Source organism: Isoptericola haloaureus (assembly GCF_036689775.1).
Classification (GTDB): domain Bacteria; phylum Actinomycetota; class Actinomycetes; order Actinomycetales; family Cellulomonadaceae; genus Isoptericola; species Isoptericola haloaureus.
The window spans coordinates 26,995-52,575 of record NZ_JBAGLP010000099.1; the positions used below are offsets into that span (position 1 = coordinate 26,995).

24 protein-coding genes and 1 riboswitch are annotated in these 25,581 nt (G+C 73.1%); of the genes, 6 read left to right on the forward strand and 18 right to left on the reverse strand.

What is annotated here, in order from left to right; genetic code table 11:
- Positions 1 to 128 precede the first annotated feature (128 nt).
- Positions 129 to 259, reverse strand: a riboswitch (FMN riboswitch).
- Positions 260 to 371: 112 nt separating this feature from the next.
- The 8 genes from der to V5O49_RS01255 form a co-directional block, all read right to left on the reverse strand.
- Complete coding sequence (gene der / locus V5O49_RS01220) at positions 372 to 1,910, reverse strand: ribosome biogenesis GTPase Der (protein WP_332900634.1); 1,539 nt, start codon at positions 1,908 to 1,910, stop codon at positions 372 to 374.
- Positions 1,907 to 2,605 carry a (d)CMP kinase gene (gene cmk, locus V5O49_RS01225; RefSeq protein WP_332900635.1) on the reverse strand — a complete coding sequence of 233 codons (699 nt, stop codon included), beginning with the start codon at positions 2,603 to 2,605 and terminating at the stop codon, positions 1,907 to 1,909. Before cmk ends, der begins: the two co-directional genes overlap by 4 nt.
- Before the next feature lie 51 nt (positions 2,606 to 2,656).
- Positions 2,657 to 3,466, reverse strand: coding sequence for a pseudouridine synthase (locus V5O49_RS01230; RefSeq protein WP_332900636.1), 810 nt, complete (start codon positions 3,464 to 3,466; stop codon positions 2,657 to 2,659).
- Between the two features lie 38 nt (positions 3,467 to 3,504).
- On the reverse strand, positions 3,505 to 4,161 hold the full coding sequence (scpB, locus tag V5O49_RS01235; protein WP_332900637.1) for an SMC-Scp complex subunit ScpB: 657 nt from the start codon (positions 4,159 to 4,161) through the stop codon (positions 3,505 to 3,507).
- Positions 4,158 to 5,039: a segregation and condensation protein A gene (locus V5O49_RS01240; RefSeq protein WP_332900638.1), complete on the reverse strand. Its 882-nt coding sequence runs from the start codon at positions 5,037 to 5,039 to the stop codon at positions 4,158 to 4,160. Before V5O49_RS01240 ends, scpB begins: the two co-directional genes overlap by 4 nt.
- Positions 5,023 to 5,934: a ParA family protein gene (locus V5O49_RS01245; protein ID WP_278237335.1), complete on the reverse strand. Its 912-nt coding sequence runs from the start codon at positions 5,932 to 5,934 to the stop codon at positions 5,023 to 5,025. The genes V5O49_RS01240 and V5O49_RS01245 overlap by 17 nt, the downstream gene beginning before the upstream one ends.
- Before the next feature lie 89 nt (positions 5,935 to 6,023).
- Positions 6,024 to 6,980 (reverse strand): site-specific tyrosine recombinase XerD, encoded by a 957-nt coding sequence (gene xerD, locus V5O49_RS01250; RefSeq protein WP_332900639.1) that lies wholly within the window; start codon positions 6,978 to 6,980, stop codon positions 6,024 to 6,026.
- Between the two features lie 7 nt (positions 6,981 to 6,987).
- Positions 6,988 to 7,665 carry a TetR/AcrR family transcriptional regulator gene (locus tag V5O49_RS01255; protein ID WP_332900640.1) on the reverse strand — a complete coding sequence of 226 codons (678 nt, stop codon included), beginning with the start codon at positions 7,663 to 7,665 and terminating at the stop codon, positions 6,988 to 6,990.
- 99 nt (positions 7,666 to 7,764) lie between these two features.
- On the opposite strand from V5O49_RS01255, the gene V5O49_RS01260 reads away from it, so the two are divergent.
- Positions 7,765 to 8,250: a hypothetical protein gene (locus tag V5O49_RS01260; RefSeq protein ID WP_332900641.1), complete on the forward strand. Its 486-nt coding sequence runs from the start codon at positions 7,765 to 7,767 to the stop codon at positions 8,248 to 8,250.
- A gap of 12 nt (positions 8,251 to 8,262) precedes the next feature.
- Here the strand turns inward: V5O49_RS01260 and V5O49_RS01265 are convergent, their stop codons facing one another.
- Positions 8,263 to 9,231: a heme o synthase gene (locus V5O49_RS01265; protein WP_405001124.1), complete on the reverse strand. Its 969-nt coding sequence runs from the start codon at positions 9,229 to 9,231 to the stop codon at positions 8,263 to 8,265.
- A 358-nt stretch (positions 9,232 to 9,589) separates the two neighbouring features.
- Between V5O49_RS01265 and tkt the strand changes: the two genes are divergently transcribed.
- The 5 genes from tkt (at position 9,590) to pgl (ending at position 16,225) form a co-directional block, all read left to right on the forward strand.
- Positions 9,590 to 11,701, forward strand: a complete 2,112-nt coding sequence (gene tkt, locus V5O49_RS01270; protein WP_332900642.1) for a transketolase — start codon at positions 9,590 to 9,592, stop codon at positions 11,699 to 11,701.
- 91 nt (positions 11,702 to 11,792) lie between these two features.
- Positions 11,793 to 12,914 carry a transaldolase gene (tal, locus tag V5O49_RS01275; protein WP_332900643.1) on the forward strand — a complete coding sequence of 374 codons (1,122 nt, stop codon included), beginning with the start codon at positions 11,793 to 11,795 and terminating at the stop codon, positions 12,912 to 12,914.
- Positions 12,915 to 12,964: 50 nt separating this feature from the next.
- Positions 12,965 to 14,506, forward strand: coding sequence for a glucose-6-phosphate dehydrogenase (gene zwf, locus V5O49_RS01280; protein ID WP_332900644.1), 1,542 nt, complete (start codon positions 12,965 to 12,967; stop codon positions 14,504 to 14,506).
- A 28-nt stretch (positions 14,507 to 14,534) separates the two neighbouring features.
- Positions 14,535 to 15,467, forward strand: coding sequence for a glucose-6-phosphate dehydrogenase assembly protein OpcA (opcA, locus tag V5O49_RS01285; RefSeq protein ID WP_332900645.1), 933 nt, complete (start codon positions 14,535 to 14,537; stop codon positions 15,465 to 15,467).
- Positions 15,464 to 16,225 carry a 6-phosphogluconolactonase gene (gene pgl / locus V5O49_RS01290; protein WP_332900646.1) on the forward strand — a complete coding sequence of 254 codons (762 nt, stop codon included), beginning with the start codon at positions 15,464 to 15,466 and terminating at the stop codon, positions 16,223 to 16,225. The genes opcA and pgl overlap by 4 nt, the downstream gene beginning before the upstream one ends.
- Positions 16,226 to 16,301: 76 nt before the next feature.
- On the opposite strand, the gene V5O49_RS01295 is transcribed toward pgl, so the two are convergent.
- The 9 genes from V5O49_RS01295 to uvrC form a co-directional block, all read right to left on the reverse strand.
- The gene (locus V5O49_RS01295) at positions 16,302 to 16,670 is read right to left on the reverse strand and encodes an RNA polymerase-binding protein RbpA (RefSeq protein WP_332900647.1); all 369 of its coding nucleotides are present in this window, start codon (positions 16,668 to 16,670) and stop codon (positions 16,302 to 16,304) included.
- Between the two features lie 110 nt (positions 16,671 to 16,780).
- Positions 16,781 to 17,026, reverse strand: a complete 246-nt coding sequence (gene secG, locus V5O49_RS01300; RefSeq protein WP_332900648.1) for a preprotein translocase subunit SecG — start codon at positions 17,024 to 17,026, stop codon at positions 16,781 to 16,783.
- A gap of 165 nt (positions 17,027 to 17,191) precedes the next feature.
- Positions 17,192 to 17,959, reverse strand: a complete 768-nt coding sequence (tpiA, locus tag V5O49_RS01305) for a triose-phosphate isomerase (protein WP_332900759.1) — start codon at positions 17,957 to 17,959, stop codon at positions 17,192 to 17,194.
- Between the two features lie 56 nt (positions 17,960 to 18,015).
- On the reverse strand, positions 18,016 to 19,215 hold the full coding sequence (locus V5O49_RS01310) for a phosphoglycerate kinase (RefSeq protein WP_332900649.1): 1,200 nt from the start codon (positions 19,213 to 19,215) through the stop codon (positions 18,016 to 18,018).
- Between the two features lie 140 nt (positions 19,216 to 19,355).
- Positions 19,356 to 20,360: a type I glyceraldehyde-3-phosphate dehydrogenase gene (gene gap / locus V5O49_RS01315; protein WP_278237325.1), complete on the reverse strand. Its 1,005-nt coding sequence runs from the start codon at positions 20,358 to 20,360 to the stop codon at positions 19,356 to 19,358.
- A 240-nt stretch (positions 20,361 to 20,600) separates the two neighbouring features.
- A complete protein-coding gene (gene whiA / locus V5O49_RS01320; RefSeq protein WP_332900650.1) occupies positions 20,601 to 21,581 on the reverse strand; it encodes a DNA-binding protein WhiA in 981 nt (326 codons plus the stop codon).
- Between the two features lie 4 nt (positions 21,582 to 21,585).
- On the reverse strand, positions 21,586 to 22,575 hold the full coding sequence (locus V5O49_RS01325; RefSeq protein ID WP_332900760.1) for a gluconeogenesis factor YvcK family protein: 990 nt from the start codon (positions 22,573 to 22,575) through the stop codon (positions 21,586 to 21,588).
- 3 nt (positions 22,576 to 22,578) lie between these two features.
- Positions 22,579 to 23,514: an RNase adapter RapZ gene (rapZ, locus tag V5O49_RS01330; protein WP_332900651.1), complete on the reverse strand. Its 936-nt coding sequence runs from the start codon at positions 23,512 to 23,514 to the stop codon at positions 22,579 to 22,581.
- A gap of 16 nt (positions 23,515 to 23,530) precedes the next feature.
- Positions 23,531 to 25,552, reverse strand: coding sequence for an excinuclease ABC subunit UvrC (gene uvrC / locus V5O49_RS01335; RefSeq protein ID WP_332900652.1), 2,022 nt, complete (start codon positions 25,550 to 25,552; stop codon positions 23,531 to 23,533).
- Between the last annotated feature and the right edge of the window lie 29 nt (positions 25,553 to 25,581).

Here is a 25,581-nt window from a genome sequence, read left to right on the forward strand (position 1 = left end):
GTCCTGCCCCTGTCGTCCGGTCGCGGACTCCGGGGCTCGGCGGCGTCGTCACCCGCCGAGGTGCACGGGGGTCGGAACGCCCCGGCGGGGCGTGGACGTCCACGCCCTCGGCGAGCGAACGGGTGCCGTCGCGTGCGTCTTCCCATCCGGACTTTGACCGTCGGTCCAGGAGTTCCACCTGGTCAACCGGTCACTGGCTGTGACCGGGTCGCGGACTGTTACCGCCGGTTCGGAGTTTCACCGACCCCAGAGCACGCGAGCTGCTGCTCGTTCACCTGCGAGACTACCGCACCCGACCGGCACGCCGGTGGGGCGTGGGTCACACCGGTACCCAGGGGCGACCAGTGCCGAGCAGTGCCGATCGGTGCTGTTCAGCGCCGGCGGCGCTTCTCGCGCACCCGGACGCTGATCCGGATCGGCGAGCCCTCGAACCCGAACTCCTCGCGCAGCCGGCGCTCGATGAACCGGCGGTAGCCGGCCTCGATGAACCCCGTGGCGAAGATGACGAAGCGCGGCGGGCGCGTCGAGGCCTGCGTGGCGAACAGGATGCGCGGCTGCTTGCCGCCGCGCACCGGGTGCGGGTGGGCGGAGACCAGCTCGCCGAGGAACCCGTTCAGGCGCCCGGTGGGGATGCGCGTGTCCCAGGAGGCCAGCGACGTCTCCAGCGCCCGGACCAGCCGGTCGGTGTGCCAGCCGGTGCGTGCCGAGACGTTGATCCGGGGCGCCCAGGTGACCTGGACGAGCTCCTTGTCGATCTCGCGCTCGAGGAAGTGCCGGCGGTCGTCGTCCATCAGGTCCCACTTGTTGTAGGCGATGACGAGGGCCCGGCCGGCGTCGACGGTCTGGGAGATGACCCGCAGGTCCTGCTCGGTCAGCGGTGTCGAGGAGTCGATGAGCACGACGGCGATCTCGGCCTTCTCGATGGCGGCCTGCGTGCGCAGCGAGGCGTAGAAGTCCGCGCCCCGGGTCTGGTGCACCCGGCGGCGGATGCCGGCGGTGTCGACGAACCAGTACGGGATCCCCTTGATCTCCACGAGCTCGTCGACCGGGTCGCGGGTCGTCCCCGCCGTGGAGTCGACCACGACGCGCTCGGCGCCCGCCAGCTTGTTCAGCAGGGAGGACTTGCCGACGTTGGGACGTCCCACGAGCGCGACGCGACGCGGGCCCTCGGGCCGCAGCTCACCGCGCGCCGACTCGTCCGGCAGCACCTCGAGCACGGCGTCGAGCATGTCGCCCAGGCCGCGCCCGTGCAGCGCCGAGACGGGCATCGGCTCGCCCAGGCCCAGTGCCCACAGCGCGGCGGCGTCCGCCTCGCCGGACGGGCCGTCGACCTTGTTGGCGCACAGGATCACCGGCTTGCCCGAGCGGCGCAGCAGCTCGACGACGCGTTCGTCGGTGGCCGTGGCACCCACCTGGGCGTCCACGACGAACACGACGGCGTCGGCGAGGTCGATCGCGACCTCGGCCTGCTCGGCGACCTTGGACTCCATGCCGGCGACGTCGACCTCCCACCCGCCGGTGTCGACGAGCGTGAAGTCGGTGCCCGACCACTCGGCCGCGTAGGTCACCCGGTCGCGGGTGACGCCGGGGGTGTCCTCGACGACGGCCTCGCGCCGCCCGAGGATGCGGTTGACGAGGGTCGACTTGCCGACGTTGGGCCGGCCGACCACCGCCAGCACCGGCAGCGGGGCCTCGGCCGGAGCGGCGTCGAGGTCCTCCCAGCCGGTGTCGAGCAGCTCGCGGTCGGTCTCGTCGAGCTCGAACTCCTCGAGGCCGGCGCGCAGTGCGCGCTCGCGGGCCTCGTCGTCGGCGAAGTCGGTGACGACGGGACCGAGGTCCTCGACCGGGACCTCGGCGGTGTCGACAGGGTCGGCGGGCACGGGCTCGGGACCGTCGGCGGGTGTGGTCATGCCTGCCATTGTCCCAGGCGATCGACGACGGAGAGGACCGCCGCGACGGTCTGGTCCAGATCCAGCTCGCTGGAGTCGACCGTCACCACGCCGTCCGCCGCGGTGAGGAACTGGCTGACGGTCGAGTCGTCGCGGTCCCGGCGCAGCACCTGGTCGCGGGTGGCGTCCACGGCGGCGGCGTCCGCCGCACCGTGCACCTCCAGCGACCGGCGGCGCAGCCGCGCCTCCTCGCTGGCGGTCAGCAGGACGCGGGCGTCGGCGTCGGGGGCGACGACCGTGGTGATGTCGCGGCCCTCGGCGACGATGCCACGGCCGCCGGAGAAGCCGTCGGTGTTCTCGGCGTCGATGACGGCGCGCTGGCGGCGCTTCATCTCGGCGCGGACCTCGAGGTTCGTCGCCACCTGCGACACCGCCGAGGAGACCTCGGTGGTGCGGATCGCCGCGGCGACGTCGTCACCGTCGAGCACCACACCGGGTGCGGCGGGGTCGACGCCCATCTCGAGGGGCATCTCGCGCACGGCCCGCGCGACGGCGTCGGCGTCGTCCAGGGCGACGTCGGTGCGCACGCACCACAGCGTGGCGGCCCGGTACATCGCACCGGTGTCGAGGTAGGCCAGGCCGAGACGGCCGGCGACGGCCTTCGAGACGCTGGACTTGCCGGACCCGGACGGGCCGTCGACGGCAATGGTGACCACAGGTTCTTCGCTCTCTGTCGGGGACGGGAGGGGACGTGGGGGGCGACGGACTCAGAGGTCCACGGCGCGCATCAGCGTGCCGAGCTCGGTGCGGCCGAGCACGCGGGTGCGGCCGACCTTCAGGTCGCCGAGGGTGACGGGCCCGACGCGGGTGCGCACCAGACGCGTGACCGGGAAGCCGATCGCGTCGAACATCCGCCGCACGATGCGGTTGCGGCCCTCGTGCAGGACCACCTCGATCATCGTCCGGCCGGGCACGGCGTCGACGACGTGGACCTTGTCCATGCGGGCGGGGCCGTCGTCGAGCTCGACGCCGGCCAGCAGCTCCTTGGCGTGGCGCGGGTAGAACTCGCCGCCCTCGACCGTCACCAGGTAGGTCTTCGGGATCTCGTAGCGCGGGTGCGACAGCCGGTTGCCGAGCTCGCCGTCGTTGGTCAGCAGCAGCAGGCCCTCGGAGTCGGCGTCCAGGCGCCCGACGTGGAACAGGCGCTCCGGGCGGTCCTGCACCAGCTCGGCGACCGTGGGACGCCCCTCGGGGTCGCTCATCGCCGAGAGCATCCCGAGCGGCTTGTTCACCGCGACGGTGATCTTCGAGTCGTCGAGCTGGACGCGCAGCCCGTCGACGTGGACGACGGCGGTGGCCGGGTCGACCCGCACGCCCAGCTCGACCACGACCTGGCCGTCGACCTCCACCCGGCCGTCGGCGATCAGCGCCTCGCAGGCGCGCCGCGAGCCGAGCCCGGCCTGGGCGAGCACCTTCTGCAGGCGCACGCCGTCGGGGACGTGGACGTCGACGGTCGGGGACGCGGGGGCCTGGCGGCGCGAGGAGCGGCGGCTCCCGCCGCGGCGTGAGGTGGGCATGGACCCTATTGTCGCAGGACCGCGGCGCGACGCCGACCTCAGTCGACGCCGAGGTCCTCCAGCCCGCCGAGCGCCTCCACGCCGGGCAGGTGCGGGGCCAGCGGCGGCAGCTCGTCCAGCGACGACCAGCCCATCCGGTCCAGGAACTCCCCGGTGGTGCCGAACAGCACCGCGCCCGTGGACGGGTCCTGGCCGACCTCGGCCACCAGGTTGCGGGCCAGCAGGGTGCGCACGACCCCGTCGACGTTGACCCCGCGCACGGCCGAGACCTGCCCGCGGGTGACGGGCTGGCGGTAGGCGACGACCGCGAGGGTCTCCAGGGCGGCCTGGCTGAGGCGGGACGACTGGCCCTCCAGCACGAAGCGGGCCACCACGTCGGTCAGGTCGCGGTGGGAGTAGAAGCGCCACCCCTCGGCGCCGCGCCGCAGCTCGAACCCGCGCGGCCGGGCGCCGTCGGCCCCCTGGTACTCCTGCGCCAGGGCGGTCAGCGCCGCGTGCACCTCGGCGGTGGGGCGTGCCACGGCGGCGGCGAGCCGTTCGGCCGGGACCGGGGACTCGGCGACCATGAGGATCGCCTCCAGCGCGGCGGGCAGGCCGCCGGGCAGGTCGTCGACGTCGACCTGGTCGGGGCTGTCCCCCGACGCCGGATCGGCGACGTCCTGCGGCGTCGGGACGCTCTGCGTCGACTCGGTCATGCGGCTCCCTCCTGGGCGCCGTCGAACTCCTCGACGTCGCCCACGTCGTCGTCGGTCCCGCCCGTCCAGCGCACGGTCAGCTCGCCGAGGGCGGCCGCCTGGTCGAAGGCGACCTGCCCGCTGCGGAACAGCTCCAGCAGCGCCAGGAACCGCGCGACGACCACGAGCCGCTCCGCACCGGCGGTCAGGGCGCGGAAGGTCGCGGCGTGCTCGCGGCGCAGCTGGTCGGCCACGATCAGCGCCTCCTCGCGCACGCTCACGGCGGCGCCGTGCAGGTGGCTCAGCCCCACCACGGGCGGCGGCTTCGGCTCCAGGGCGCGGGCGGCCAGCTCGGCCAGGCGAGCGCCGTCCAGGGTCCACACGAGCTCGGGGAGCATCGCGGTCAGGTGCTCCTCCAGCGGCACCGACCGCGGCACCCGCCGTCCGGCGTCGGCGAGCCGGTCGGCGAACACCGCCGAGATCTCCTTGTAGGCGCGGTACTGCAGCAGTCGCGCGAACAGCAGGTCGCGCGCCTCGAGGAGCTCGAGGTCGTCGGCGTCCTCCTCGGCCGTGCCGGGCAGCAGCCGCGCCGCCTTGAGGTCGAGCAGCGTGGCGGCCACGACGAGGAACTCGCTCGCCGCGCCCAGGTCCCACGAGGGGTGCTCCTCGCCGCGGTCGGCGGCCTCGAGCGCGGCGGACTCGGCGGCGCGCAGGTGTGCGACGAAGTCGTCGGTCACCTCTGCCAGGGCCACCTCGGTCAGGTCCAGCTCCCGGGCGTTGATCAGCGACAGCAGCAGGTCGAACGGTCCGTCGAAGTTGTCGAGGTGGACCTCGAACGCCCCGGCGCGGGCCCGCCCCGCCGCAGCCTCCGCCGGGGCCTGCTCAGGTGGCGCTGCCACGGGCGACGAGCTCACGCGCCAGCTGCCGGTAGGCCGCCGCACCCGCGTGCGACGGGGCGTGGGAGGTGATCGGCTCGGCCGCGACCGAGGCGTCCGGGAACTTGACGGTCCGGCCGATGACGGTGTGCAGCAGCGTGTCGCCGAAGGCCTCGTGGACGCGTTGGACCACCTCGCGCGAGTGCAGGGTGCGCGAGTCGTACATGGTCGCCAGGATGCCGTCCACGGCCAGGTCGGGGTTGAGCCGGTCGCGCACCTTGTCGATGGTCTCCACGAGCAGGGCGACGCCGCGCAGGGCGAAGAACTCGCACTCCAGCGGGATGAGGACGCCGTCCGCGGCGGTCAGCGCGTTGACGGTGAGCAGGCCGAGCGACGGCTGGCAGTCGATGAGCACGACGTCGTAGGTGTCCAGCGCCGGGCGCAGGGCGCGCGACAGCACGGACTCGCGGGCGACCTCGCCCACGAGCTGCACCTCGGCGGCCGAGAGGTCGATGTTCGCCGGGACGACGTCGAGCCCCGCGATCGCGGTGGGGCGCACCACGTCGTCGAGGGTGACGTCACGCTCCATGACGAGGTTGTAGACGCTCAGCTCCAGGTCGTGCGGGCTCACGCCCACGCCGACGGAGGCCGCGCCCTGCGGGTCGAAGTCGACCAGCAGCACCTTGCGGCCGTACTCGGCGAGGGTCGCCCCGAGGTTGATGGTCGTGGTGGTCTTGCCCACGCCGCCCTTCTGGTTGCACATCGCCACGATGCGCGCGGGCCCGTGGGAGGAGCGCGGGGCGGGCGGGGGGAACTCGGGCAGCGGCCGTCCCACCACGTCGGTGGCCGGGCCGTCCTGGTTCGCCTCCGCGCCCGGGACCCCGGGCAAGGTGTTCTCGGCGGTCGCCGGCTGCGTCATCGTGTCACTCCCCCGGGTGCCTCGGTCACGCTGTCACGCTACACCGCGCCACCCGTCGCGACCGGTCGCCGCCTCGGCGCGCCGTCGCGTCAGGACAGGGCCCGGGGGTGCGCGGCGGCGTAGACCTCCCGCAGTGCCTCCGGGGTGACCATCGTGTAGATCTGCGTCGTGGTGACCGAGGCGTGGCCCAGCAGCTCCTGGACGACCCGCACGTCCGCTCCCCCGGCCAGCAGGTGGGTGGCGAAGGAGTGGCGCAGCGTGTGCGGCGAGACGTGCTCGGCCAGCCCGGCGCGGTCCGCCGCGCGCTGCAGCACGGCCCAGGCGCTCTGGCGCGAGAGCCGGTCGCCACGGGAGTTGAGGAACAGCGCCGGGGTGCTGCGCCCGTGGGCGCTCCCGGCCGTGGCCAGGACCGGCCTGGCCCGGACGAGGTAGGCGTCCACCGCGTCACGTGCGTAGGACCCGACGGGGACCACTCGCTCCTTGCCGCCCTTGCCGAACAACCGCACGACGGCCTCGGTGCCGACGTCGTCGACGTCGAGCCCGACCACCTCGCTGATCCGGCCCCCGGTGGAGTAGAGCAGCTCGAGCAGAGCGCGGTCGCGCAGGCCGGGCGCGCCCTCGACGGCGGACGCCGCGGCGAGGAGGCGGGCCACGGCGTCGACGCTCAGGGCGTGCGGCAGCCGGCGGGTCTGGGTGGGTGCGGTGACCTCGACCGTGGGGTCGTCGGGGGCGTGGCCCTCGGCCTGGGCGAACCGGTGCCAGCCCCGCAGGGCCGCCAGGGCACGGGCCGTCGAGGCGGGCGAGAGCGCCCGGCCGCCGTCGTCCCCCTCGCGCACCGCGTCCAGGTACGCCTCGACGTCGGGCTCGGTGACCTGTGCCAGGCCCGACCGGCCGAGACCGTCGAGGAAGGCGGCGTAGCGGGTCAGGTCCCGGCGGTAGGCCTGCACGGTGTTGCCGGACAGCCCCCGCTCGACCCGGAGGTGGGCGAGGTAGTCGCGCAGCGCCGAGTCCAGCGCGTCGGGCAGGTCGGCGGGGGCCACGGTCATCCGGCCATCATGCCTCTGCCGGGGCGTCCTCCAGCAGCAGCCGCGACAGCGCGTCGAGGACCCACTCGGCGTACTCCTGGTGCGTCCAGCCGTGCTCCTGGGTCATCGACAGGTAGACACCGGGGCCGTAGAGGGTCAGGAAGACCTGGGTCGCGCGGTCGACGTCGAGCCCCGGGCGCAGACCGTGATGCTCGTCGAGCAGCACGACGACGCGGCGGTAGTCGTCCTGGCGCCAGCCCTCGGTCTGCGCCAGGACCGTGGCCACCTCCGGGTCGGTCAGGGCGGCGACGCGTGCGGCCTCGTGCACGACCGCGACCCGCGCCCAGATGTCGACCGCCCCGCGCACGAAGCGCTCCAGCATCTCGTGGGCGGACCCGGCGGCGATCGCCTCGCGGAACCACTCCGACTCCTGCGGGCGCGTCGGCACGCTGCCCTCGTCGAGGTCGCCCCTGATCGCGGCGGACAGCAGCTCGCCGAGCAGCTGCGCCTTCGTGCGGAACACGAGGTAGACCGTCTGGACCGCGACGCCACCACGGTCCGCGACGGCCTGCATCGTCATCCCGTGATAGCCCCGGTCGGCGATCTCCGCGTAGGCGGCGCGCAGGATCGTCCGTCGCGTGCGGGCGGCGCGCTCGCGACGGGTCGGCGCGCGCCCGTCGGAATTGTCGTTGACAGCCTCGGCCATGCGTCCGACACTACTAGATATAGTCACTAGTGGCGTCCACTAGTGAGAAGCACCAGCGAAGCGCCCACGCATCGCAGGCAGATCGAGGCGAGGCCTCTCATGACCCCACGACGTGCCCACGGACCCGACCGGCCGACCATGACGGCGACGGCCCGTGCACCGGTCAGCTTCCCCGTCTCGGGCCAGCCCGAGGACACCGACGACGTCGGCGCGCCGCGCCGGCGGGTCCCGGTGCGCGCGGGGCCGGCCGCTGCGCTGGGCATGCTGCTGGGGGCCCTGAGCTCCGCAGTGACCGTCGCCGTGGTCGCGGGGATGTCGGTGCCGCCGGACGCACCGGCGTCGACGCCCGGTGGCGGTCCGGACGCCGACGGCGGGGACGAGGTCCGTGCCGTCAGCGTCTCCGAGCTCGCTCCTGACGACGAGGTCTACCTGGTCGTGGAGAGGCTCCGCGACGGGGGCACCCGGTTCCGCGTGCAGACCGAGCTCCCCCCGCCCGCACCCCCCGAGGTGCCGCTGGTGCGGTCCGGGACGCCGTCCGCGTGCCCCGCGGACGGCACGGCCCCTCGCCGTCCGGCGCGCTGCTGAGCGAACGCCGGATCAGAAGGGCAGGAAGACGTCCACGGCGACGGCGACGAACAGCAGGGTGAGGTAGGTGATGGAGGCGTGGAAGACCTTCATCGCGCCGGGGCCCTTGCGGGCGCGGCCCTGCGCCTTGCGCAGCATGGAGATCGTCAGCCACAGGAACCAGCCGCCCAGTCCGGCCGCCACCGCCGTGTAGACCCAGGTCATCCCGGCCAGCGGGACGAGCGCCAGGGAGCACGCGATCATCGCGATCGTGTGGCCCAGCATCTCGGCGGCCACACGGCGGTCCGTGGCGACCACGGGCAGCATCGGCACACCGGCGGTGGCGTAGTCCTTCTTGAACTTCACCGACAGCGGCCAGTAGTGCGGGGGCGTCCAGAAGAAGATGACGCCGAACAGGGCGAGCGCCGCCCAGCTCAGGCTCTCGGTCACGGCCGCCCAGCCGATGAAGACCGGCATGCAGCCGGCGATGCCGCCCCACACGATGTTCTGCGGGGTCCGGCGCTTGAGGATCATCGTGTAGCCCACGACGTAGATCGCGATCGCCCCGAACGTCAGCCACGCGGCCGGGACGTTGACCAGCCAGGCGAACCACACCAGCGCCACCACGCCGAGCGCCGTGGCGAAGACGAGCGCGTTGCGGGGCCGGATCTCCCCCGTGACGAGCGGACGCCGCTTGGTGCGGTTCATCATCTCGTCGATGTCGCGGTCGAGGTAGCAGTTGAAGGCGTTGGCCGAGCCCGCCGCGAGCGCCCCGCCGATCAGCGTGGCCACGACGAGCCAGAGGTCGGGCAGGCCGCCCTCGGCGAGGATCATCGTGGGCACCGTGGTCACGAGCAGCAGCTCGATGATGCGGGGCTTGGTCAGGGCCACGTACGCGCCCACACGGTCGCGCCAGCCGGTCGAGCGCCGCGCGGCCGACCCGTGCACGGCAGCGCGTGTCGGGGTCGACGAGGAGTCCGTCGGTCGGCTGAGGGTGCTCACGCGCGCAGGGTTCCGTTCGCGAAGGTGGTCCGGGCGGGTCCCATGCTACGCGCCACCGGGGCCTCGGGTGCGCCCGCGGTGCCCGCCGTCACCTGTGAGATTCCTCCGCCCGTGGGGTGGGGCTTCTGCGTGACGCTCACATGCTGGGACATTCTGAGACGGTGAGCGCGGCCTGCGGCACCGCCCGCTAGTGTGGAGGGGCACAACGCAGGGCATCGGTGCCGTCGTGCGCACCGGATCGACCGCTGCGCACGGCGCCAGGACCTCGCCTCCCCCGAGAGAGCGGGACCGCCGCGCCCGGCACCGGTACAGCAGCAGAGCAACCCGGGGCAGCGCCTCGGGCAGGAAAGAGGCATTCGTGAACGCGTTCGATCCCGCACCGGCACCGCTCGAGTGGAACGACCTGGACGAGCGGGCGGTCAAGTCCATCAAGGCGCTCGCCGCCGACGCCGTGGAGAAGTGCGGCAGCGGTCACCCGGGCACGGCGATCTCCCTCGCCCCGGCCGCCTACCTGCTCTTCCAGAAGACGATGCGGCACGACCCCTCCGACCCGACCTGGGTCGGTCGCGACCGGTTCGTGCTCTCGGCCGGGCACTCGTCCCTGACGCTGTACCTGCAGCTCTTCCTGGCCGGCTACGGCATGGAGATGGACGACCTGGCCGCGCTGCGCACCTTCAACTCCCAGACGCCGGGCCACCCCGAGTACGGCCACACGCCCGGTGTCGAGATCACCACCGGCCCGCTCGGCCAGGGGCTGGCCTCCGCCGTCGGCATGGCCTACGCCTCGCGCCGCGAGCGGGCGCTGCTCGACCCCGACGCCGCGGCCGGCACCTCGCCGTTCGACCACCACGTGTACGTCATCGCCTCCGACGGCGACCTGCAGGAGGGCGTGACCTCCGAGGCCTCGTCGCTGGCCGGCACGCAGCAGCTCGGCAACCTCGTCGTGATCTGGGACGACAACAAGATCTCGATCGAGGACGACACCGAGATCGCCTTCACCGAGGACGTCCTGGCCCGGTACGAGGCCTACGGCTGGCACACCCAGCGGGTCGACTGGACCAACGGCGGCACGGGCTACGCCGAGGACACCGACGCGCTCGCCACCGCGCTGGACGCCGCGAAGAACGAGACGGGCAAGCCGTCGATCATCGCGCTGCGCACGATCATCGGCTGGCCGTCGCCGACCAAGCAGAACACCGGCGGCATCCACGGCTCGGCGCTCGGCGCCGACGAGGTCGCCGGGCTCAAGACGACCCTGGGTCTCGACCCCGAGGCCACGTTCACCATCGACGACGACGTCCTCAAGCACACGCGGTCGGTCGCCGAGCGCCACGGCTCCGAGCGCGACGCCTGGGACACCGCCTTCGAGGCGTGGAAGACCGCCAACCCGGACGGCGCCGCGCTGCTCGAGCGGCTCGGCGCGCGCGAGCTGCCCGCCGGCTGGACCGAGTCGCTGCCCGTCTTCGAGGCCTCCGAGAAGGGCGTCGCCACCCGGGCCGCCTCGGGCAAGGTGCTCTCGGCGCTGGCCGACGTGCTGCCCGAGCTGTGGGGCGGCTCGGCCGACCTCGCCGGGTCGAACAACACCACGATGGACGGCGAGCCGTCCTTCATCCCGTTCGAGCACGCCACGAAGAAGTTCCCGGGCAACCCGCAGGGCCGCACGCTGCACTTCGGCATCCGTGAGCACGCGATGGGCTCGATCCTCAACGGCATCGTGCTGCACGGCCTCACCCGCCCCTACGGCGGCACCTTCCTGCAGTTCTCGGACTACATGCGTGCCTCGGTGCGCCTGGCCGCGCTCATGGAGATCCCCACCACCTTCGTGTGGACCCACGACTCCATCGGTCTGGGCGAGGACGGCCCGACCCACCAGCCGGTCGAGCACCTCGCCGCGCTGCGCGCGATCCCCGGTCTCGACGTCGTCCGTCCGGCGGACGCCAACGAGACCGCGTGGGCCTGGCGCGGCATCATCGAGAACACCTCGAACCCCGCCGGCCTGGTGCTGACCCGCCAGGGGGTGCCCACCTACCCCCGCGGCGAGGACGGCTTCGCGCCGGCCGAGGGCACCCTGCGGGGCGCCTACACCCTGCTCGACACGGAGGGCACGCCGGACGTCATCCTGGTCGGCACCGGGTCCGAGGTGCAGCTCGCCGTCGAGGCGCGCGAGCAGCTCGCGGCCGACGGCATCGCCGCCCGCGTCGTGTCCATGCCCAGCCGCGAGTGGTTCGACCGCCAGGACGCCGAGTACCGCGAGTCGGTGCTGCCCGCGGCCGTCAAGGCTCGCGTGTCGGTCGAGGCCGGCATCGCGCTGAGCTGGCGCGACGTCGTCGGCGACGCCGGCCGCTCGGTCTCGCTCGAGCACTACGGCGCGTCGGCCGACTACAAGACGCTGTACCGCGAGTTCGGCATCACCGCCGACGCCGTGGCCACGGCGGCCCGCGAGTCGCTCGCCACCGTCCGCGGCGAGTGACGTCCACGACGGCGGGGGTCGGCGCGCGCCGGCCCCCGCCGTCGTCCACGATGAGACCTGCGAACGCGAACCGACGAGGTAGGAGACCCACGTGACCGAGACCGACCGCCCCACCGCACGACTCTCCGCAGCCGGTGTGTCCATCTGGCTCGACGACCTCTCCCGGGAGCGGCTCGACACCGGCAACCTCGCCGGCCTGGTGGACTCCCACCACGTGGTCGGCGTGACCACCAACCCCACGATCTTCGCCGGCGCCCTCGCCGGCGGCGACGCCTACGACGCGGCCCTGGCCGACCTCGCCGGCACCGACGTCGAGGCCGCCGTCGAGCGCATCACCACCGACGACGTGCGCGCCGCGGCCGACGTGCTGCGTGGCGTCTACGACCGCACGGACACCGTGGACGGCCGGGTCTCGATCGAGGTCGACCCGCGCCTGGCCCGCGACACCGAGGCGACGGTCGCCACCGCCCGGCGGCTGTGGAGCACCGTGGACCGCCCCAACGTCATGATCAAGATCCCCGCCACCGTCGAGGGTCTGCCGGCGATCACCGAGACCCTCGCCGCCGGGATCAGCGTCAACGTCACGCTCATCTTCTCCATCGAGCGCTACCGCGCCGTGATGGAGGCGTTCCTCGCCGGTCTCGAGCAGGCCCGTGCCAACGGTCACGACCTGTCCGTGATCGGGTCGGTCGCGTCGTTCTTCGTCTCGCGCGTCGACGCCGCCGTCGACCCCGCGCTGGCCGAGGTCGGCACCGACGAGGCGTCCGCGCTGCAGGGCACGGCGGCGATCGCCAACGCTCGCCTCGCCTACGCCGCCTACCAGGATGTCTTCGAGGCCGACGTGACGGGCCGCTGGGCCGCGCTGCGCGAGGCCGGGGCGCACCCGCAGCGTCCGCTGTGGGCCTCGACCGGCGTGAAGAACCCCGACTACCCCGACACGCTCTACGTCACCGAGCTCGTCGCCCCCGGGGTCGTGAACACGATGCCGCAGGCCACGCTCGACGCGGTCGCCGACCACGGCGAGATCCCCGCCGACACCGTGACCGGCACCGCCGACAGCGCCGCGGCCACGATCGCCGCCATCGAGGCCCAGGGGATCTCGATGGCCGAGGTGACCGCACAGCTCGAGGCCGAGGGCGTGAGCAAGTTCGAGAAGAGCTGGGACGAGCTGCTCACCACCACCAAGACCGGGCTCGACGCCGCGGGCGCCTGACCTGCCGCGCCCCCGCACCGCACCACCGCCCACGAGAGAGACGGGACACCGTGAGACCCGCCAAGATCACCGCTGAGCAGAATCCGCTGCGCGATCCGCTCGACCTGAGACTCCCCCGGATCGCCGGCCCGTGCGGCCTGGTGATCTTCGGGGTCACCGGAGACCTGTCGCGCAAGAAGCTCATGCCGGCCGTGTACGACCTGGCCAACCGCGGCCTGCTGCCGCCCGGTTTCGCGCTCACGGGCTTCGCCCGGCGCGACTGGGAGGACGAGGACTTCGCCCAGGTGGTGCACGACGCCGTCAAGGAGCACGCCCGCACGCCGTTCCGGGAGGCGACCTGGAAGCAGCTCTCCGAGGGCATCCGCTTCGTCCAGGGCAGCTTCGACGACCCGGACGCCTTCGAGGAGCTGCGCCGCACGGTCGAGACCCTCGACGCCGAGCGCGGCACCGGAGGCAACCACGCGTTCTACCTGTCGGTGCCCCCCAGCGCGTTCCCGCTCGTCTGCGACCAGCTCTCGCGCTCGGGGCTGTCGCAGTCCCCCGAGGACGCCTGGCGCCGCGTGGTGATCGAGAAGCCGTTCGGCCACGACCTGACCTCGGCCCAGGAGCTGGACGCCGTCGTGTCCCAGGTCTTCGACCCCGAGTCCGTGTTCCGGATCGACCACTACCTCGGCAAGGAGACCGTCCAGAACATCCTGGCGCTGCGGTTCGCCAACCAGCTGTTCGAGCCGCTGTGGAACTCCAACTACGTCGACCACGTGCAGATCACCATGGCCGAGGACATCGGCATCGGCGGCCGGGCCGGCTACTACGACGGCGTCGGTGCGGCGCGCGACGTCATCCAGAACCACCTGCTGCAGCTCCTCGCCCTCGTGGCGATGGAGGAGCCGGTGAACTTCGACGCCGACGCGCTGCGCGCCGAGAAGATCAAGGCGCTGTCCTCGGTCCGGCTGCCGCGCGACCTGTCGCGTCACACGGCCCGCGGGCAGTACGCCTCGGCCTGGCAGGGCGGGGAGAAGGTTCCCGGGTTCCTCGAGGAGGAGGGGTTCAACCCCGAGTCCACCACCGAGACCTACGCCGCCGTGCGCATGGACATCGACAACCGCCGCTGGGCCGGCGTGCCGTTCTACCTGCGCACCGGCAAGCGGCTCGGTCGCCGCGTCACCGAGGTGGCGGTGGTGTTCAAGAAGGCGCCGCACCTGCCGTTCGAGTCCTCGCTGACCTCGGACCTGGGCTCCAACGCCCTGGTCATCCGAGTCCAGCCCGACGAGGGCGTGACGCTCCGGTTCGGCGCCAAGGTGCCCGGGACCGCGATGGAGGTCCGCGACGTCACGATGGACTTCGGCTACGGGCACTCCTTCACGGAGTCCTCCCCCGAGGCCTACGAGCGCCTCATCCTCGACGTCCTGCTGGGAGACCCGCCGCTGTTCCCCACCCGCGAGGAGGTCGAGCTCTCCTGGAAGATCCTCGACCCGGTGATCGCGCACTGGGCCGGCAAGGGCAAGCCGGACACGTACCCGGCCGGTTCCTGGGGACCGCAGTCGGCCGACGCCATGATGGCCCGCGACGGCCGCACCTGGCGTCGACCCTGACCCGCCGGCCGCACCAAGGAGTGAACTGATGATCATCGACATGCCGGACACCAGCACCAACGCGGTGGGCAAGCGGCTCGACAGCCTGCGGGACGAGGGCGGCGCCGTCGCGCTGGGACGCGTCCTGACGCTCGTCGTCGTGGCCGGTGAGGACGACATCGAGGCGGCCGTCGACGCCGCCAACGAGGCCAGCCACGAGCACCCGTGCCGCGTCGTCGTCATGGCGCCCCTCGCCGACGGCGCGACGGACGGACGGGTCGACGCCGAGATCCGCGTCGGCGGCGACGCCGGCGCCTCCGAGGTGATCGTGCTGCGCTGCTCCGACCCGCTGCGCGAGCACCCCGACACCCTCGTGATGCCGCTGCTGCTCCCCGACGCACCGATCGTCGTGTGGTGGCCCGCCGGAGGCCCCTCGGACCCGACGGCGAACCCGCTGGGCGCCATGGCCCAGCGACGCATCACCGACACCACGCGGGCCGACGACCCGGTCGACATGCTCGGTCGGCTGGCGGAGGCGTTCACGGAGGGCGACACCGACCTGGCGTGGGCCCGGGTCACCCTGTGGCGCGGACTCATCGCCGCCGCCGTGGACCAGCCCCCCTACGAACCGGTCACGGCCGTGCGGGTCGAGGGCGAGCACCAGCACACCTCGCTCGACCTGCTGGCGTCCTGGCTCGGTGCCAAGCTGCGCTGCCCCGCGCGCGTGGTCCGCACCGAGGACGCGGACGCCATCACGCGGGTGGTCCTGGAGCGCAGGAGCGGCCCCATCGTCCTGGACCGCCCGGACGGGCGTGTCGTGACCATCACGCAGCCGGGCAAGCCGGAGCGACGCGTCTCGCTGCCGATCCGTGCGCTGTCCGAGGCCCTCATCGAGGAGCTGCGGCGTCTCGACCCGGACGAGGTCTACGGGCAGGTGTTGCGAGCGCTGGAGCGCGTCGAGACAGTGGAGTCGGCATCATGAGCACCCGTCTCGTCGTCGTCCACCCCGACGCCGCCGTCCTCGCCGAGGCCGCCGCGGCGCGGCTGCTCACGCGCCTGCTCGACGTGCAGTCCGTGCGCAGCCCCGCCCACGTCGTGCTGACGGGCGGCACGGTCGGCATCAGGACGCTCGCCGCAGCGGCCGCCAGCCCGCTGCGGTCGGCCGTCGACTGGTCCGGCGTGCACCTGTGGTGGGGGGACGAGAGGTTCCTTCCCGCCGGCGACCCCGACCGCAACGAGACCCAGGCGCGCGAGGCGCTCCTCGACGACCTCGTGGCGGCCGGCGCCCTGCCCGAGGAGAACATCCACCGGATGCCGGCGCGCGGGGACGCCCCGTCCGAGGCGGCCACGCCCGAGGAGGCCGCGGCCGCGTATGCCGACGAGCTCGCGGAGCACTCCGAGGACGGCACGACGCCGCACTTCGACGTGCTGCTGCTGGGCATGGGGCCCGACGGCCACGTGGCCTCGCTGTTCCCCGAGCACCACGCCCTCGAGGCGCCCGGGTACACGGTGGGCGTGCACGGTTCGCCCAAGCCGCCCCCGGAGCGGGTCTCGTTGACGTTCGCCGCGATCGGGCAGGCCGACGAGGTCTGGGTCGTGGCAGCCGGCAGCGAGAAGGCGGAGCAGGCCGCGGCCGCGCTGGCCGACGGCCCCGTGACGCAGGTGCCCGCCGTGCGTGCCGTGGGTCGTCACCGCACCCTGTGGCTGGTGGACGCCGCGGCGGCCTCCGCACGCGGCTGACCCGGTCGCCGGCCGGGGCCGGCCGACGACCCGCGAGGGTCGCCGGTCCCGGCCTCGCCGGCGGGCGGGAGCGTTCTCAGCCGCGTGCCGGGGCGACACCCTGGCGGCGCGCCTGCAGGGTGTCCAGAGCCTCCTGGAGCAGCGCGGCGCCGTCCTCGTCGGACCGACGCTCCTTCACGTACGCCAGGTGGGTCTTGTAGGGCTCGTTGCGCAGCGGGGCCGGCGGGTTCGCCGGGTCCTGCCCGGCGGGGAAGCCGCACCGGGGGCAGTCCCACTGCTCCGGGGGTTCGATCTCGTCGACCGCCGCGAAGCTCGGTCGTGTCTCGTGCCCGTTGAGGCACCAGTACGAGACCTGGTTCCGGGGCGCGGGCACGCCGCGCTCCTGCTCTCCCATCGGTCCTGCACCGACCCGCGAGCCGCGGATGGCGTGTCCGGCAGATGCCACGTGTCGTCCTCACCTTCGAGTCTGCGGGGTGTCTCCCCCGCGGACGATCCTCGTGCCCGGCGGTACCCCCGTACCACCGCCCGGCTCCGCTCCCCCGGCGGTTCGTGCCGTCAGCTCACACGCGTGGCGACCCCGAGCAGGACCACGACGACCGACCACACGACGGCGATACCGACGGTGATGCGGTTCAGGTTGCGCTCCGCGACGCCGGAGCTCCCCGCCGCGCTGGACATCCCTCCGCCGAACATGTCGGACAGTCCCCCGCCCTTCCCCTTGTGCATGAGGATGAGCAGGATCAGGAAGGCGCTGGTGAGCACCAGCAGCACGTTCAGGAAGATCGTCAACGCTGCGAACATCGTGTCCTCGGCTCTCGGCCGCCTCACGGCGGGCTGTCGGTGCCGGGATTGCCCGGCGCGGTCAAGACTAGGTGACGAACGCCTCCCGTGGCGAACCCCGGTCTTGACCGGGGTTCGACCGCCACGGGAGGCGTCGCTGACGCGGGGCGTCGGCCCCGCACCGGATCAGGAGACGTGCGACTGGTAGCGCGCGATCTTGGCGAACTCCTCGGCGTCGAGGCTCGCGCCGCCGACGAGAGCGCCGTCGACGTCCGTCTGCGCCATGATCTGCGCGACGTTGCCCGACTTCACCGAGCCGCCGTAGAGCACGCGCACGCCGTCGGCGAGCTCGGCGTCGTACAGCTCGGCGAGGCGGCCGCGGATCGCCCCGCAGACCTCCTGGGCGTCCTCCGGGGTCGCGACCTTGCCGGTCCCGATCGCCCAGACGGGCTCGTAGGCGATGACGACGGTCTTCGCCTGCTCGGCCGGGACACCCTCGAGCGCCGCGTCGACCTGCGCCAGGGTGTACGACACCTGGTCGCCCGCCTCGCGCACGTCGAGGCCCTCGCCGACGCACAGCACCGGCGTGATCTGCTGGGCGAAGGCCGCCTTGACCTTCGCGTTGATCAGCGCGTCGTCCTCGCCGTGGTGCTCGCGGCGCTCGGAGTGGCCGACGGCGACGTACGTGCACCCGAGGCGCGCGAGCATCGAGGCCGAGACGTCGCCCGTGTAGGCGCCCTTCTCGTGCGGGGAGAGGTCCTGGGCGCCGTAGCGGATGTCGAGCTTGTCCGCGTCGACCAGGGTCTGCACCGAGCGCAGGTCCGTGAACGGCGCGAGCACCGCCACCTCCACCGCGGAGTAGTCGTGCCCGGCGTCCTTGAGGGTCCAGGCGAGCTTCTGGACCGCGGCGATCGCCTCGGCGTGGTCCAGGTTCATCTTCCAGTTGCCCGCCATCAGCGGCGTGCGGTTCGTGGCCACAGTCGTGTCCTTCTGTCGTTCGGTGGGGTCGGTCAGTCGGCCAGCACGGTCAGGCCGGGCAGCTGCTTGCCCTCGAGCAGCTCGAGGCTCGCGCCGCCGCCCGTGGAGATGTGGCTGAAGCCCGCCTCGTCGAAGCCGAGCTTGCGCACGGCGGCCGCCGAGTCGCCGCCGCCGACGATCGAGAAGGCGCCGGCCGCGGTGGCGTCGACGATGCCCTGGGCCACGGCACGGGTGCCGCCGGCGAACGCCTCGAACTCGAAGACGCCCATGGGACCGTTCCAGGCGATCGTGCGTGCGTCGGCGAGCTTGGCCGCGAACAGCGCGCCGGAGTCCGGGCCGATGTCCAGGCCCATCTTGCCGTCGGGGATCGCGTCGGCGGCGACCGTCTCGTGGGGGGCGTCGGCCGCGAAGGAGTCGGCCGCCACGATGTCGGTGGGCAGCACGATCTCGACGCCGTTGGCCTCGGCCTGCGCGAGGTACTCCTTGACCGTGTCGATCTGGTCCTCCTCCAGCAGCGACGAGCCGACCGCGTGACCCTTGGCCGCCAGGAACGTGAACACCATCCCGCCGCCGATGAGGAGCCGGTCCGCCTTGGTCAGGAGGTTGGCGATGACGCCAAGCTTGTCGGACACCTTCGAGCCGCCGAGCACGACGGCGTAGGGGCGCTCCGGGTCGGTCGTGGCGCGGGACAGGGACTCCACCTCGGCGAGGACGAGCTCACCGGCACCGGCGGGCAGCCGCTCGGCGACGTCGTAGACGGAGGCCTGCTTGCGGTGCACGACGCCGAAGCCGTCGGACACGAACGCGTCGCCCAGCTCGGCCAGCTCACCGGCGAGCTCGGCCCGCTCGGCGTCGACCTTGGAGGTCTCGCGCGGGTCGAAGCGGACGTTCTCCAGCAGGGCCACCTGGCCGTCGGCCAGACCCGCGACGGTGGCGCGGGCGGACTCTCCGACGAGGTCCTGCGCGAGCGCGACGTCCTGGCCGAGGAGCTCGCCCAGGCGGGCGGCGACCGGGGCGAGGGAGAACGCCGGGTCCGGCGTGCCCTTGGGCCGGCCCAGGTGTGCCATCACCACGACGCGGGCGCCGGCATCGACCAGACGCGTCAGCGTCGGGAGCGCGGCACGGATGCGGCCGTCGTCGGTGATGGTCGTGCCGTCGAGCGGCACGTTGAAGTCGGAACGGACCAGGACGCGCCGGCCGCGCAGGTCGCCGAGCGAATCGATCGTCTTCATGAGCTCACCTCGTGAGAAGTTCTGGGTGTCGGACGGGTGGTGACACGACGACGTCCGCGGGTGCGCAGACCTGCTCGTCCTCGGGACGGGCGGGCCGCGCGCCCGCGGACGTCGTGGTCACCTCGGGGCGGTGGGGCTCGTCAGAGCTTCTCGCCGACGAGCTCGGTCAGCGACACGAGCGAGTTGGAGTAGCCCCACTCGTTGTCGTACCAGGAGACGACCTTGACCTGGTTGCCGATCACCTTCGTGAGCTTGGCGTCGAAGATGCTCTGGTGCGGGTCCGTCACGATGTCCGAGGAGACGATGTCGTCCTCGACGTAGGACAGCACGCCCTTGAGCGGGCCCTCGGCGGCAGCCTTGACCGCGGCGTTGACCTCCTCGACCGAGACCTCCTTGGGGGACTCGAAGGTCAGGTCGGTCGCCGAGCCGGTGATCGTCGGCACGCGCAGCGCGTAGCCGTCCAGCTTGCCCTTGAGCTCCGGGAGGACCAGGGCGACGGCCTTGGCGGCGCCGGTCGTGGTCGGCACGATGTTCTGGGCCGCGGCGCGGGCGCGACGCAGGTCCTTGTGCGGGCCGTCCTGGATGTTCTGGTCACCCGTGTAGGCGTGGATCGTGGTCATGAGACCACGCTCGATGCCGATCGCGTCGTTGAGGGCCTTGGCCAGCGGCGCGAGGCAGTTCGTGGTGCACGAGGCGTTGGAGATCACGTGGTGCGCGGCCGGGTCGTACTGGTCGCTGTTGACGCCCATGACGAAGGTCGCGTCCTCGTTCTTCGCCGGGGCGGAGATGATGACCTTCTTCGCGCCGGCGTCGATGTGCGCCTTGGCCTTGGTCGCGTCGGTGAAGAATCCGGTGGACTCGATCACGATGTCCGCACCCAGCTCGCCCCAGGGGAGGTTGGCCGGGTCGCGCTCGGCGAGAGCGCGGATCTTGGCGCCGTCGACGATGATGTTGTCGTCGTCGAACTCGACGGTCTTGCCGAACCGGCCCAGCACGGTGTCGTACTTGAGCAGGTGGGCGAGCGTCTTGTTGTCGGTGAGGTCGTTGACGCCCACGACCTCGATGTCCGCACCGGACTCGACCAGAGCCCGGTAGTAGTTACGTCCGATGCGGCCGAAGCCGTTGATACCGACGCGGATGGTCACGTTAGCCCTCCTCAGGGCGCGCCGGATCTGGACCGGCGCACACGGTAGATGCCAATCACTGGCGCGCACACAGCGCGCTGATGAGTTCGGCGCCACCCCGGGGGTCCCGCGACGAGCCGTCCCGGGAGCCGTAGTCCAGGGTCACACCGTCGTCACCTGACGGCTCCGAGCCTATACCCATCCGTTGCCCGACGCCGACCTCAGTGCACGGTGAGACAGGTGGGCCGACCACCGACGAGGTCACAGGTCGAGCAGGTCGGCGCTCAGCCCGGCCTCCGTGTCGGGGATGCCGAGCTCCAGGGCGCGCTTGTCCGCCGTGGACAGCAGCCGCCGGATTCGACCGGCGACCGCGTCCTTCGACAGCTGCGGCTCGGCGAGGCGCCCGAGCTCCTCCAACGAGGCCTGCTTGTGCGCGAGACGCAGCTCGCCCGCCTCGCGCAGGTGGTCCGGCACCTCGTCCCCGAGGATCTCGAAGGCGCGCTCCACCCGGGCCCCGGCCGCGACGGCCGCGCGTGCCGAGCGCCGCAGGTTCGCGTCGTCGAAGTTGGCCAGCCGGTTCGCCGTGCCGCGGACCTCACGGCGGGCGCGGCGGTCCTCCCAGGTCTGCCGGGTCGCCGTGGCGCCCATGCGGCGCAGCATCTCCCCGATGGCCTCGCCGTCGCGCACGACGACACGGTCGATCCCGCGGACCTCGCGCGACTTGGCCTGGACGCCCAGGCGCCGCGCGGCGCCCACCAGGGCGAGCGCGGACTCCGGGCCCGGACACGTGATCTCCAGGGCCATCGAGCGCCCCGGTTCGGTCAGCGAGCCGTGCGCGAGGAAGGCGCCCCGCCAGACGGCCTCGGCCTCGTCGGCGCCGCTCGAGACGACCTCGGGGGCCAGACCACGCACCGGCCGGCCACGACCGTCCAGCAGGCCCGTCTGACGGGCCAGCGACTCCCCGTCGCGCACCACGCGGACGACGAACCGGTCGTTCTTGCGCAGGCCACCCGCCTTGACCACGATCAGCTCGCTCTGGTGCCCGTACAGGTCGGCGATCGCGCGGCGCAGCCGCGCCGCCACCGCGTCGCCGTCGAGCTCGGCCTCGATGACCACCCGCCCGGAGATGATGTGCAGCCCTCCGGAGAAGCGCAGCATCGCCGACACCTCGGCCTTCCGGCACGACGTGCGCGTCACCTGATATCGAGCCAGCTCGTCCTTCACCTCTGCCGTGAGCGCCATGGCGTCATCCTGCCACGCCCTCGAAGACATCGTGATAGGCCGCCGCCAGGCGCAACGGGTCGTGCCGCGGGGTGCCGTCACCCCGTCGGACCTGCCGCAACACCAGCCGGGCACCGAGCCCGGCGGCGGCGCGTTCCAGCGCGTCGCGGTCGTCCACCGTCGAGGGGTCGGCGAGCACGGCGTCGACCCGCAGCCCCGGGGCGTGCTTGCGCAGCGCCTCGAGATGCTGCGGCGCCGACAGCCCGTGGGTCTCGCCGCGCTCGGCGCTGAGGTTCAGCGTCACGCAGCGCCGCGCCGTCGTCGAGTGCAGCGCCGCCGCCAGCTCCGGCACGAGCAGGTGCACCAGCACCGACGAGTACCAGGAGCCCGGGCCCATGACGACCCAGTCGGCCTCCTGCACCGCGCGGACCGCCTCCGGGCACGCCGGCGGGTCCGCCGGAACCAGCCGGAGCTGCTCGACCAGCCCGTCGGTGACGGCGACCCTGCTCTGCCCGACCACCGTGGAGCACCGGCCCTGCGAGGAGACGTCGGCCTCGACGACGAGCGGGACCGACGCCATGGGCAGCACCCGGCCGCGGGCGCCGAGCAGCCGGCCCACCCAGTCGAGCCCCGCCACGGTGTCCCCCAGGCGTTCCCAGAGCGAGACGATGAGCAGGTTGCCCATGGCGTGCCCGTCGAGCTCGCCGCCGGAGGCGAACCGGTGCTGGAGCAGCCCGCTCCACGTGCGGCCCCAGTCGGAGTCGTCGCACAGGGCGGCGAGCGCCATCCGCAGGTCGCCCGGGGGCACCACGCCCAGCTCCTCGCGCAACCGGCCCGAGGACCCGCCGTCGTCGGCCACCGTGACCACCGCCGTCAGCCGGTCGGAGAGCAGTCGCAGCGCTCCCAGCGTCGCGGACAGCCCGTGGCCGCCGCCGAGCGCGGTGACGGCGGGGCCGACGTCGGACGGTCCGTCCCGGTCGGACGACGGCGTCCGACCCTGTGTCGTCGCGGACAGGGTCTACTCCTTCCCGAGGTCACGTGCCGTGACCGTCACCCGCTGGCCGTCCTGACGCAGCCGGTCGGCGATCTCTCCCGCGATGGCCACGGACCGGTGCTTGCCGCCGGTGCAGCCCACGGCGATCGTGACGTAGCGCTTCTCCTCCGCGAGGTAGCCGGCCAGCACCGGCTCGAGGGCCGCGACGTAGCGGTCGACGAACTCCCTCGCCCCGGGCCGGGCCAGCACGTATTCGCGCACGGCCTCGTCCTGGCCGGTCAGGTGCCGCAGCTCGGTGATCCAGTAGGGGTTCGCCAGGAAGCGCACGTCGGCGACGTGGTCCGCGTCCAGCGGCAGGCCGTACTTGAAGCCGAACGCCACGACGTTCACGCGCAGGGAGTCGGCGGTGCCCGCCGCGACCGCGTCCCGGACCTCCTTGGCGAGGTCGTGGACCGACATCTCGGAGGTGTCCAGCACGACGTCGGCGCGCTCGGCCAGCGAGGCGAGCATGCGCCGCTCGGCCTCGATGCCGTCCAGGATCCGCCCGTCGCCCTGCAGAGGGTGCGGTCGCCGCACGCTCTCGTAGCGGCGGACCAGGACGTCGTCGCGGGCGTCGAGGAACAGGATGCGGTGCGTGACGCCGCTGTCGTCGAGGTGCTGCAGCGCCTGCGCCAGCTCGCCGAAGTACTCCCGGCCACGCACGTCGACGACGACCGCCAACCGCTCCACGGACGACCCGGCCTTCGTCATCAGGTCGACCAGCGGCACGATCATCATCGGTGGCAGGTTGTCCACCACGAACCAGTCCAGGTCCTCCAGGACGCCGGCGGCACGGGTGCGCCCCGCTCCGGACATGCCCGTGATGATGAGCACCTCGGGGTCGGAACGGTCAGGGGCGGGGGTGGCGGCCTCGATCTCGGGGATGCCCTGCGGGACGGTGATGGGCGACGGTTCGCTCATGGACACAGCATGCCAGTCATGACGCGGCCCCGGCGCCCGGAGTCTCGGCCCCGGCCGGCGTGGCGGCGGAGGCGGTCGCGCCCGCCAGGGCGTCGACCACGGCCTGCGCGGTGGCCGGGCCCATGCCCTTGACCCGGGCGACCTCGTCCACGGTGGCGGCGCGCAGGCGCTTGACCGAGCCGAAGGCGTCCAGCAGCGCACGCTGCCGGGCCGGCCCCAGGCCCGGCACCTCGTCGAGCACCGAGGACACCATGCCCTTGCTGCGCCGCTTGCGGTGCTGGGCGATCGCGAACCGGTGGGCCTCGTCACGCACACGCTGCAGCAGGTAGAGCCCCTGGGAGGCCCGCTCGAGGATGACCGGGTAGTCGTCGTGGGGCACCCAGACCTCCTCCAGGCGCTTGGCCAGCCCGCACAGGGCGACGTCGGTCACGCCCAGCTCCTCCAGCGCACGTGCCGCCGCGGCCACCTGCGGCGGCCCGCCGTCGACCACGACGAGGTTCGGCGGGTAGGCGAACCGCCGCCGCTCCTCCGGCTCGGCCTCGGCTCCCACGGGCCCCGAGCCGTCCACCTCGCCCGAGGCGTGCCGGTCGGAGAGGTAGCGCTTGAACCGGCGGGTGATGACCTCGTGCATCGCCGCGGTGTCGTCCGCCGCGCCGTCGCCGGCCGGGCCCCGGACGGAGAAGGTCCGGTACTCGCTCTTGCGGGGCAGGCCGTCCTCGAAGACGACCATGGAGGCCGACTGGTAGCTGCCCTGGGTGTGCGAGACGTCGTAGCACTCGATGCGCAGCGGCGCCTCGTCGAGCCCGAGGGCGTCCTGGAGCTCGGCGAGCGCCTGGCTGCGGGTGGTCAGGTCGCCGGCGCGGCGGGTCCGGTGCAGCGCCAGCGCCTGCTCGGCGTTCGTGCGGACCGTCTCGGCGAGCTCGCGCTTGTCCCCGCGCTGCGGGACGCGGACGTCCACCCGGGCGCCCCGCAGCCCGGACAGCCAGGTCGTCACCTCCGCCAGGTCCGGCGGCAGGACGGGCACGAGCACCTCGCGCGGCACGGCGTCCCGGGTGGCCGCCCGGGACTGCTCGGGCGCCAGCGTGGGGTCCTGGACCTCGTCGACGGCGCCGTACACCTGCTGGAGCAGGTGCTCGACCAGCTCCGCGTCGGTGACGTCCTCGACCTTCTCCACGACCCAGCCGCGCTGACCGCGGATCCGGCCCCCGCGGACGTGGAACACCTGGACCGCGGCCTCGAGCTCGTCGCCGACCAGCGCGAAGACGTCCGCGTCGGTGGCGTCCGAGAGGACGACGGCGTTCTTCTCGGTCACGCGACGCAGCGCCGCGAGGTCGTCGCGCAGCTGGGCGGCGCGCTCGTACTCCATCGCGGCCGCGGCGTCGGCCATCTCCTTCTCCAGCCGCCGGACGAACCGCCCGGTGTCACCGGCCATGAAGTCGCACAGGTCGCTCGCCAGGTCGCGGTGCTCCTCGGGGCTGACACGGCCCACGCACGGCGCCGAGCACTTGTCGATGTACCCGAGCAGGCAGGGCCGGCCGGACTGCTGGGCCCGCCGGTACACGCCCGCGGAGCAGGTCCGCACGGGAAAGACGCGCAGCAGCAGGTCGAGGGTCTCCCGGATCGCCCAGGCGTGCCCGTACGGTCCGAAGTACCGCGTGCCGCGACGCTTGGTCCCCCGCATCACCTGCGCCCGGGGGATCTCCTCCCCCATGGTCACGGCGAGGTAGGGGTAGGACTTGTCGTCGCGGTACTTGACGTTGAACCGCGGGTCGTACTCCTTGATCCACGAGTACTCGAGCGCGAGGGCCTCGACCTCGGTGCCCACGACGGTCCACTCGACCGAGGCCGCCGTCGTGACCATCCGCTGGGTGCGGTGGTGCAGGTTCGCGACGTCCTGGAAGTAGTTCGACAGCCGCTGGCGCAGGTTCTTCGCCTTGCCGACGTAGATCACGCGCCCGTGCGGGTCGCGGAACCGGTACACCCCCGGGGACGTCGGGATCTCGCCCGCGCGAGGGCGGTAGGTCGCTGGGTCGGCCATGCGCCCAGGGTAGGTCAGGCCACCGACGT

Bases quoted from the DNA above. Each gene is read 5' to 3' on its own strand.
- der (WP_332900634.1), bottom strand. From the start codon at position 1,910: ATGACCACACCCGCCGACGGTCCCGAGCCCGTGCCCGCCGACCCTGTC.
- V5O49_RS01230 (WP_332900636.1), bottom strand. From the start codon at position 3,466: ATGCCCACCTCACGCCGCGGCGGGAGCCGCCGCTCCTCGCGCCGCCAG.
- scpB (WP_332900637.1), bottom strand. From the start codon at position 4,161: ATGACCGAGTCGACGCAGAGCGTCCCGACGCCGCAGGACGTCGCCGAT.
- V5O49_RS01245 (WP_278237335.1), bottom strand. From the start codon at position 5,934: ATGACGCAGCCGGCGACCGCCGAGAACACCTTGCCCGGGGTCCCGGGC.
- xerD (WP_332900639.1), bottom strand. From the start codon at position 6,980: ATGACCGTGGCCCCCGCCGACCTGCCCGACGCGCTGGACTCGGCGCTG.
- V5O49_RS01255 (WP_332900640.1), bottom strand. From the start codon at position 7,665: ATGGCCGAGGCTGTCAACGACAATTCCGACGGGCGCGCGCCGACCCGT.
- V5O49_RS01260 (WP_332900641.1), top strand. From the start codon at position 7,765: ATGACCCCACGACGTGCCCACGGACCCGACCGGCCGACCATGACGGCG.
- opcA (WP_332900645.1), top strand. From the start codon at position 14,535: ATGATCATCGACATGCCGGACACCAGCACCAACGCGGTGGGCAAGCGG.
- pgl (WP_332900646.1), top strand. From the start codon at position 15,464: ATGAGCACCCGTCTCGTCGTCGTCCACCCCGACGCCGCCGTCCTCGCC.
- secG (WP_332900648.1), bottom strand. From the start codon at position 17,026: ATGTTCGCAGCGTTGACGATCTTCCTGAACGTGCTGCTGGTGCTCACC.
- tpiA (WP_332900759.1), bottom strand. From the start codon at position 17,959: ATGGCGGGCAACTGGAAGATGAACCTGGACCACGCCGAGGCGATCGCC.
- V5O49_RS01310 (WP_332900649.1), bottom strand. From the start codon at position 19,215: ATGAAGACGATCGATTCGCTCGGCGACCTGCGCGGCCGGCGCGTCCTG.
- whiA (WP_332900650.1), bottom strand. From the start codon at position 21,581: ATGGCGCTCACGGCAGAGGTGAAGGACGAGCTGGCTCGATATCAGGTG.
- rapZ (WP_332900651.1), bottom strand. From the start codon at position 23,514: ATGAGCGAACCGTCGCCCATCACCGTCCCGCAGGGCATCCCCGAGATC.
- uvrC (WP_332900652.1), bottom strand. From the start codon at position 25,552: ATGGCCGACCCAGCGACCTACCGCCCTCGCGCGGGCGAGATCCCGACG.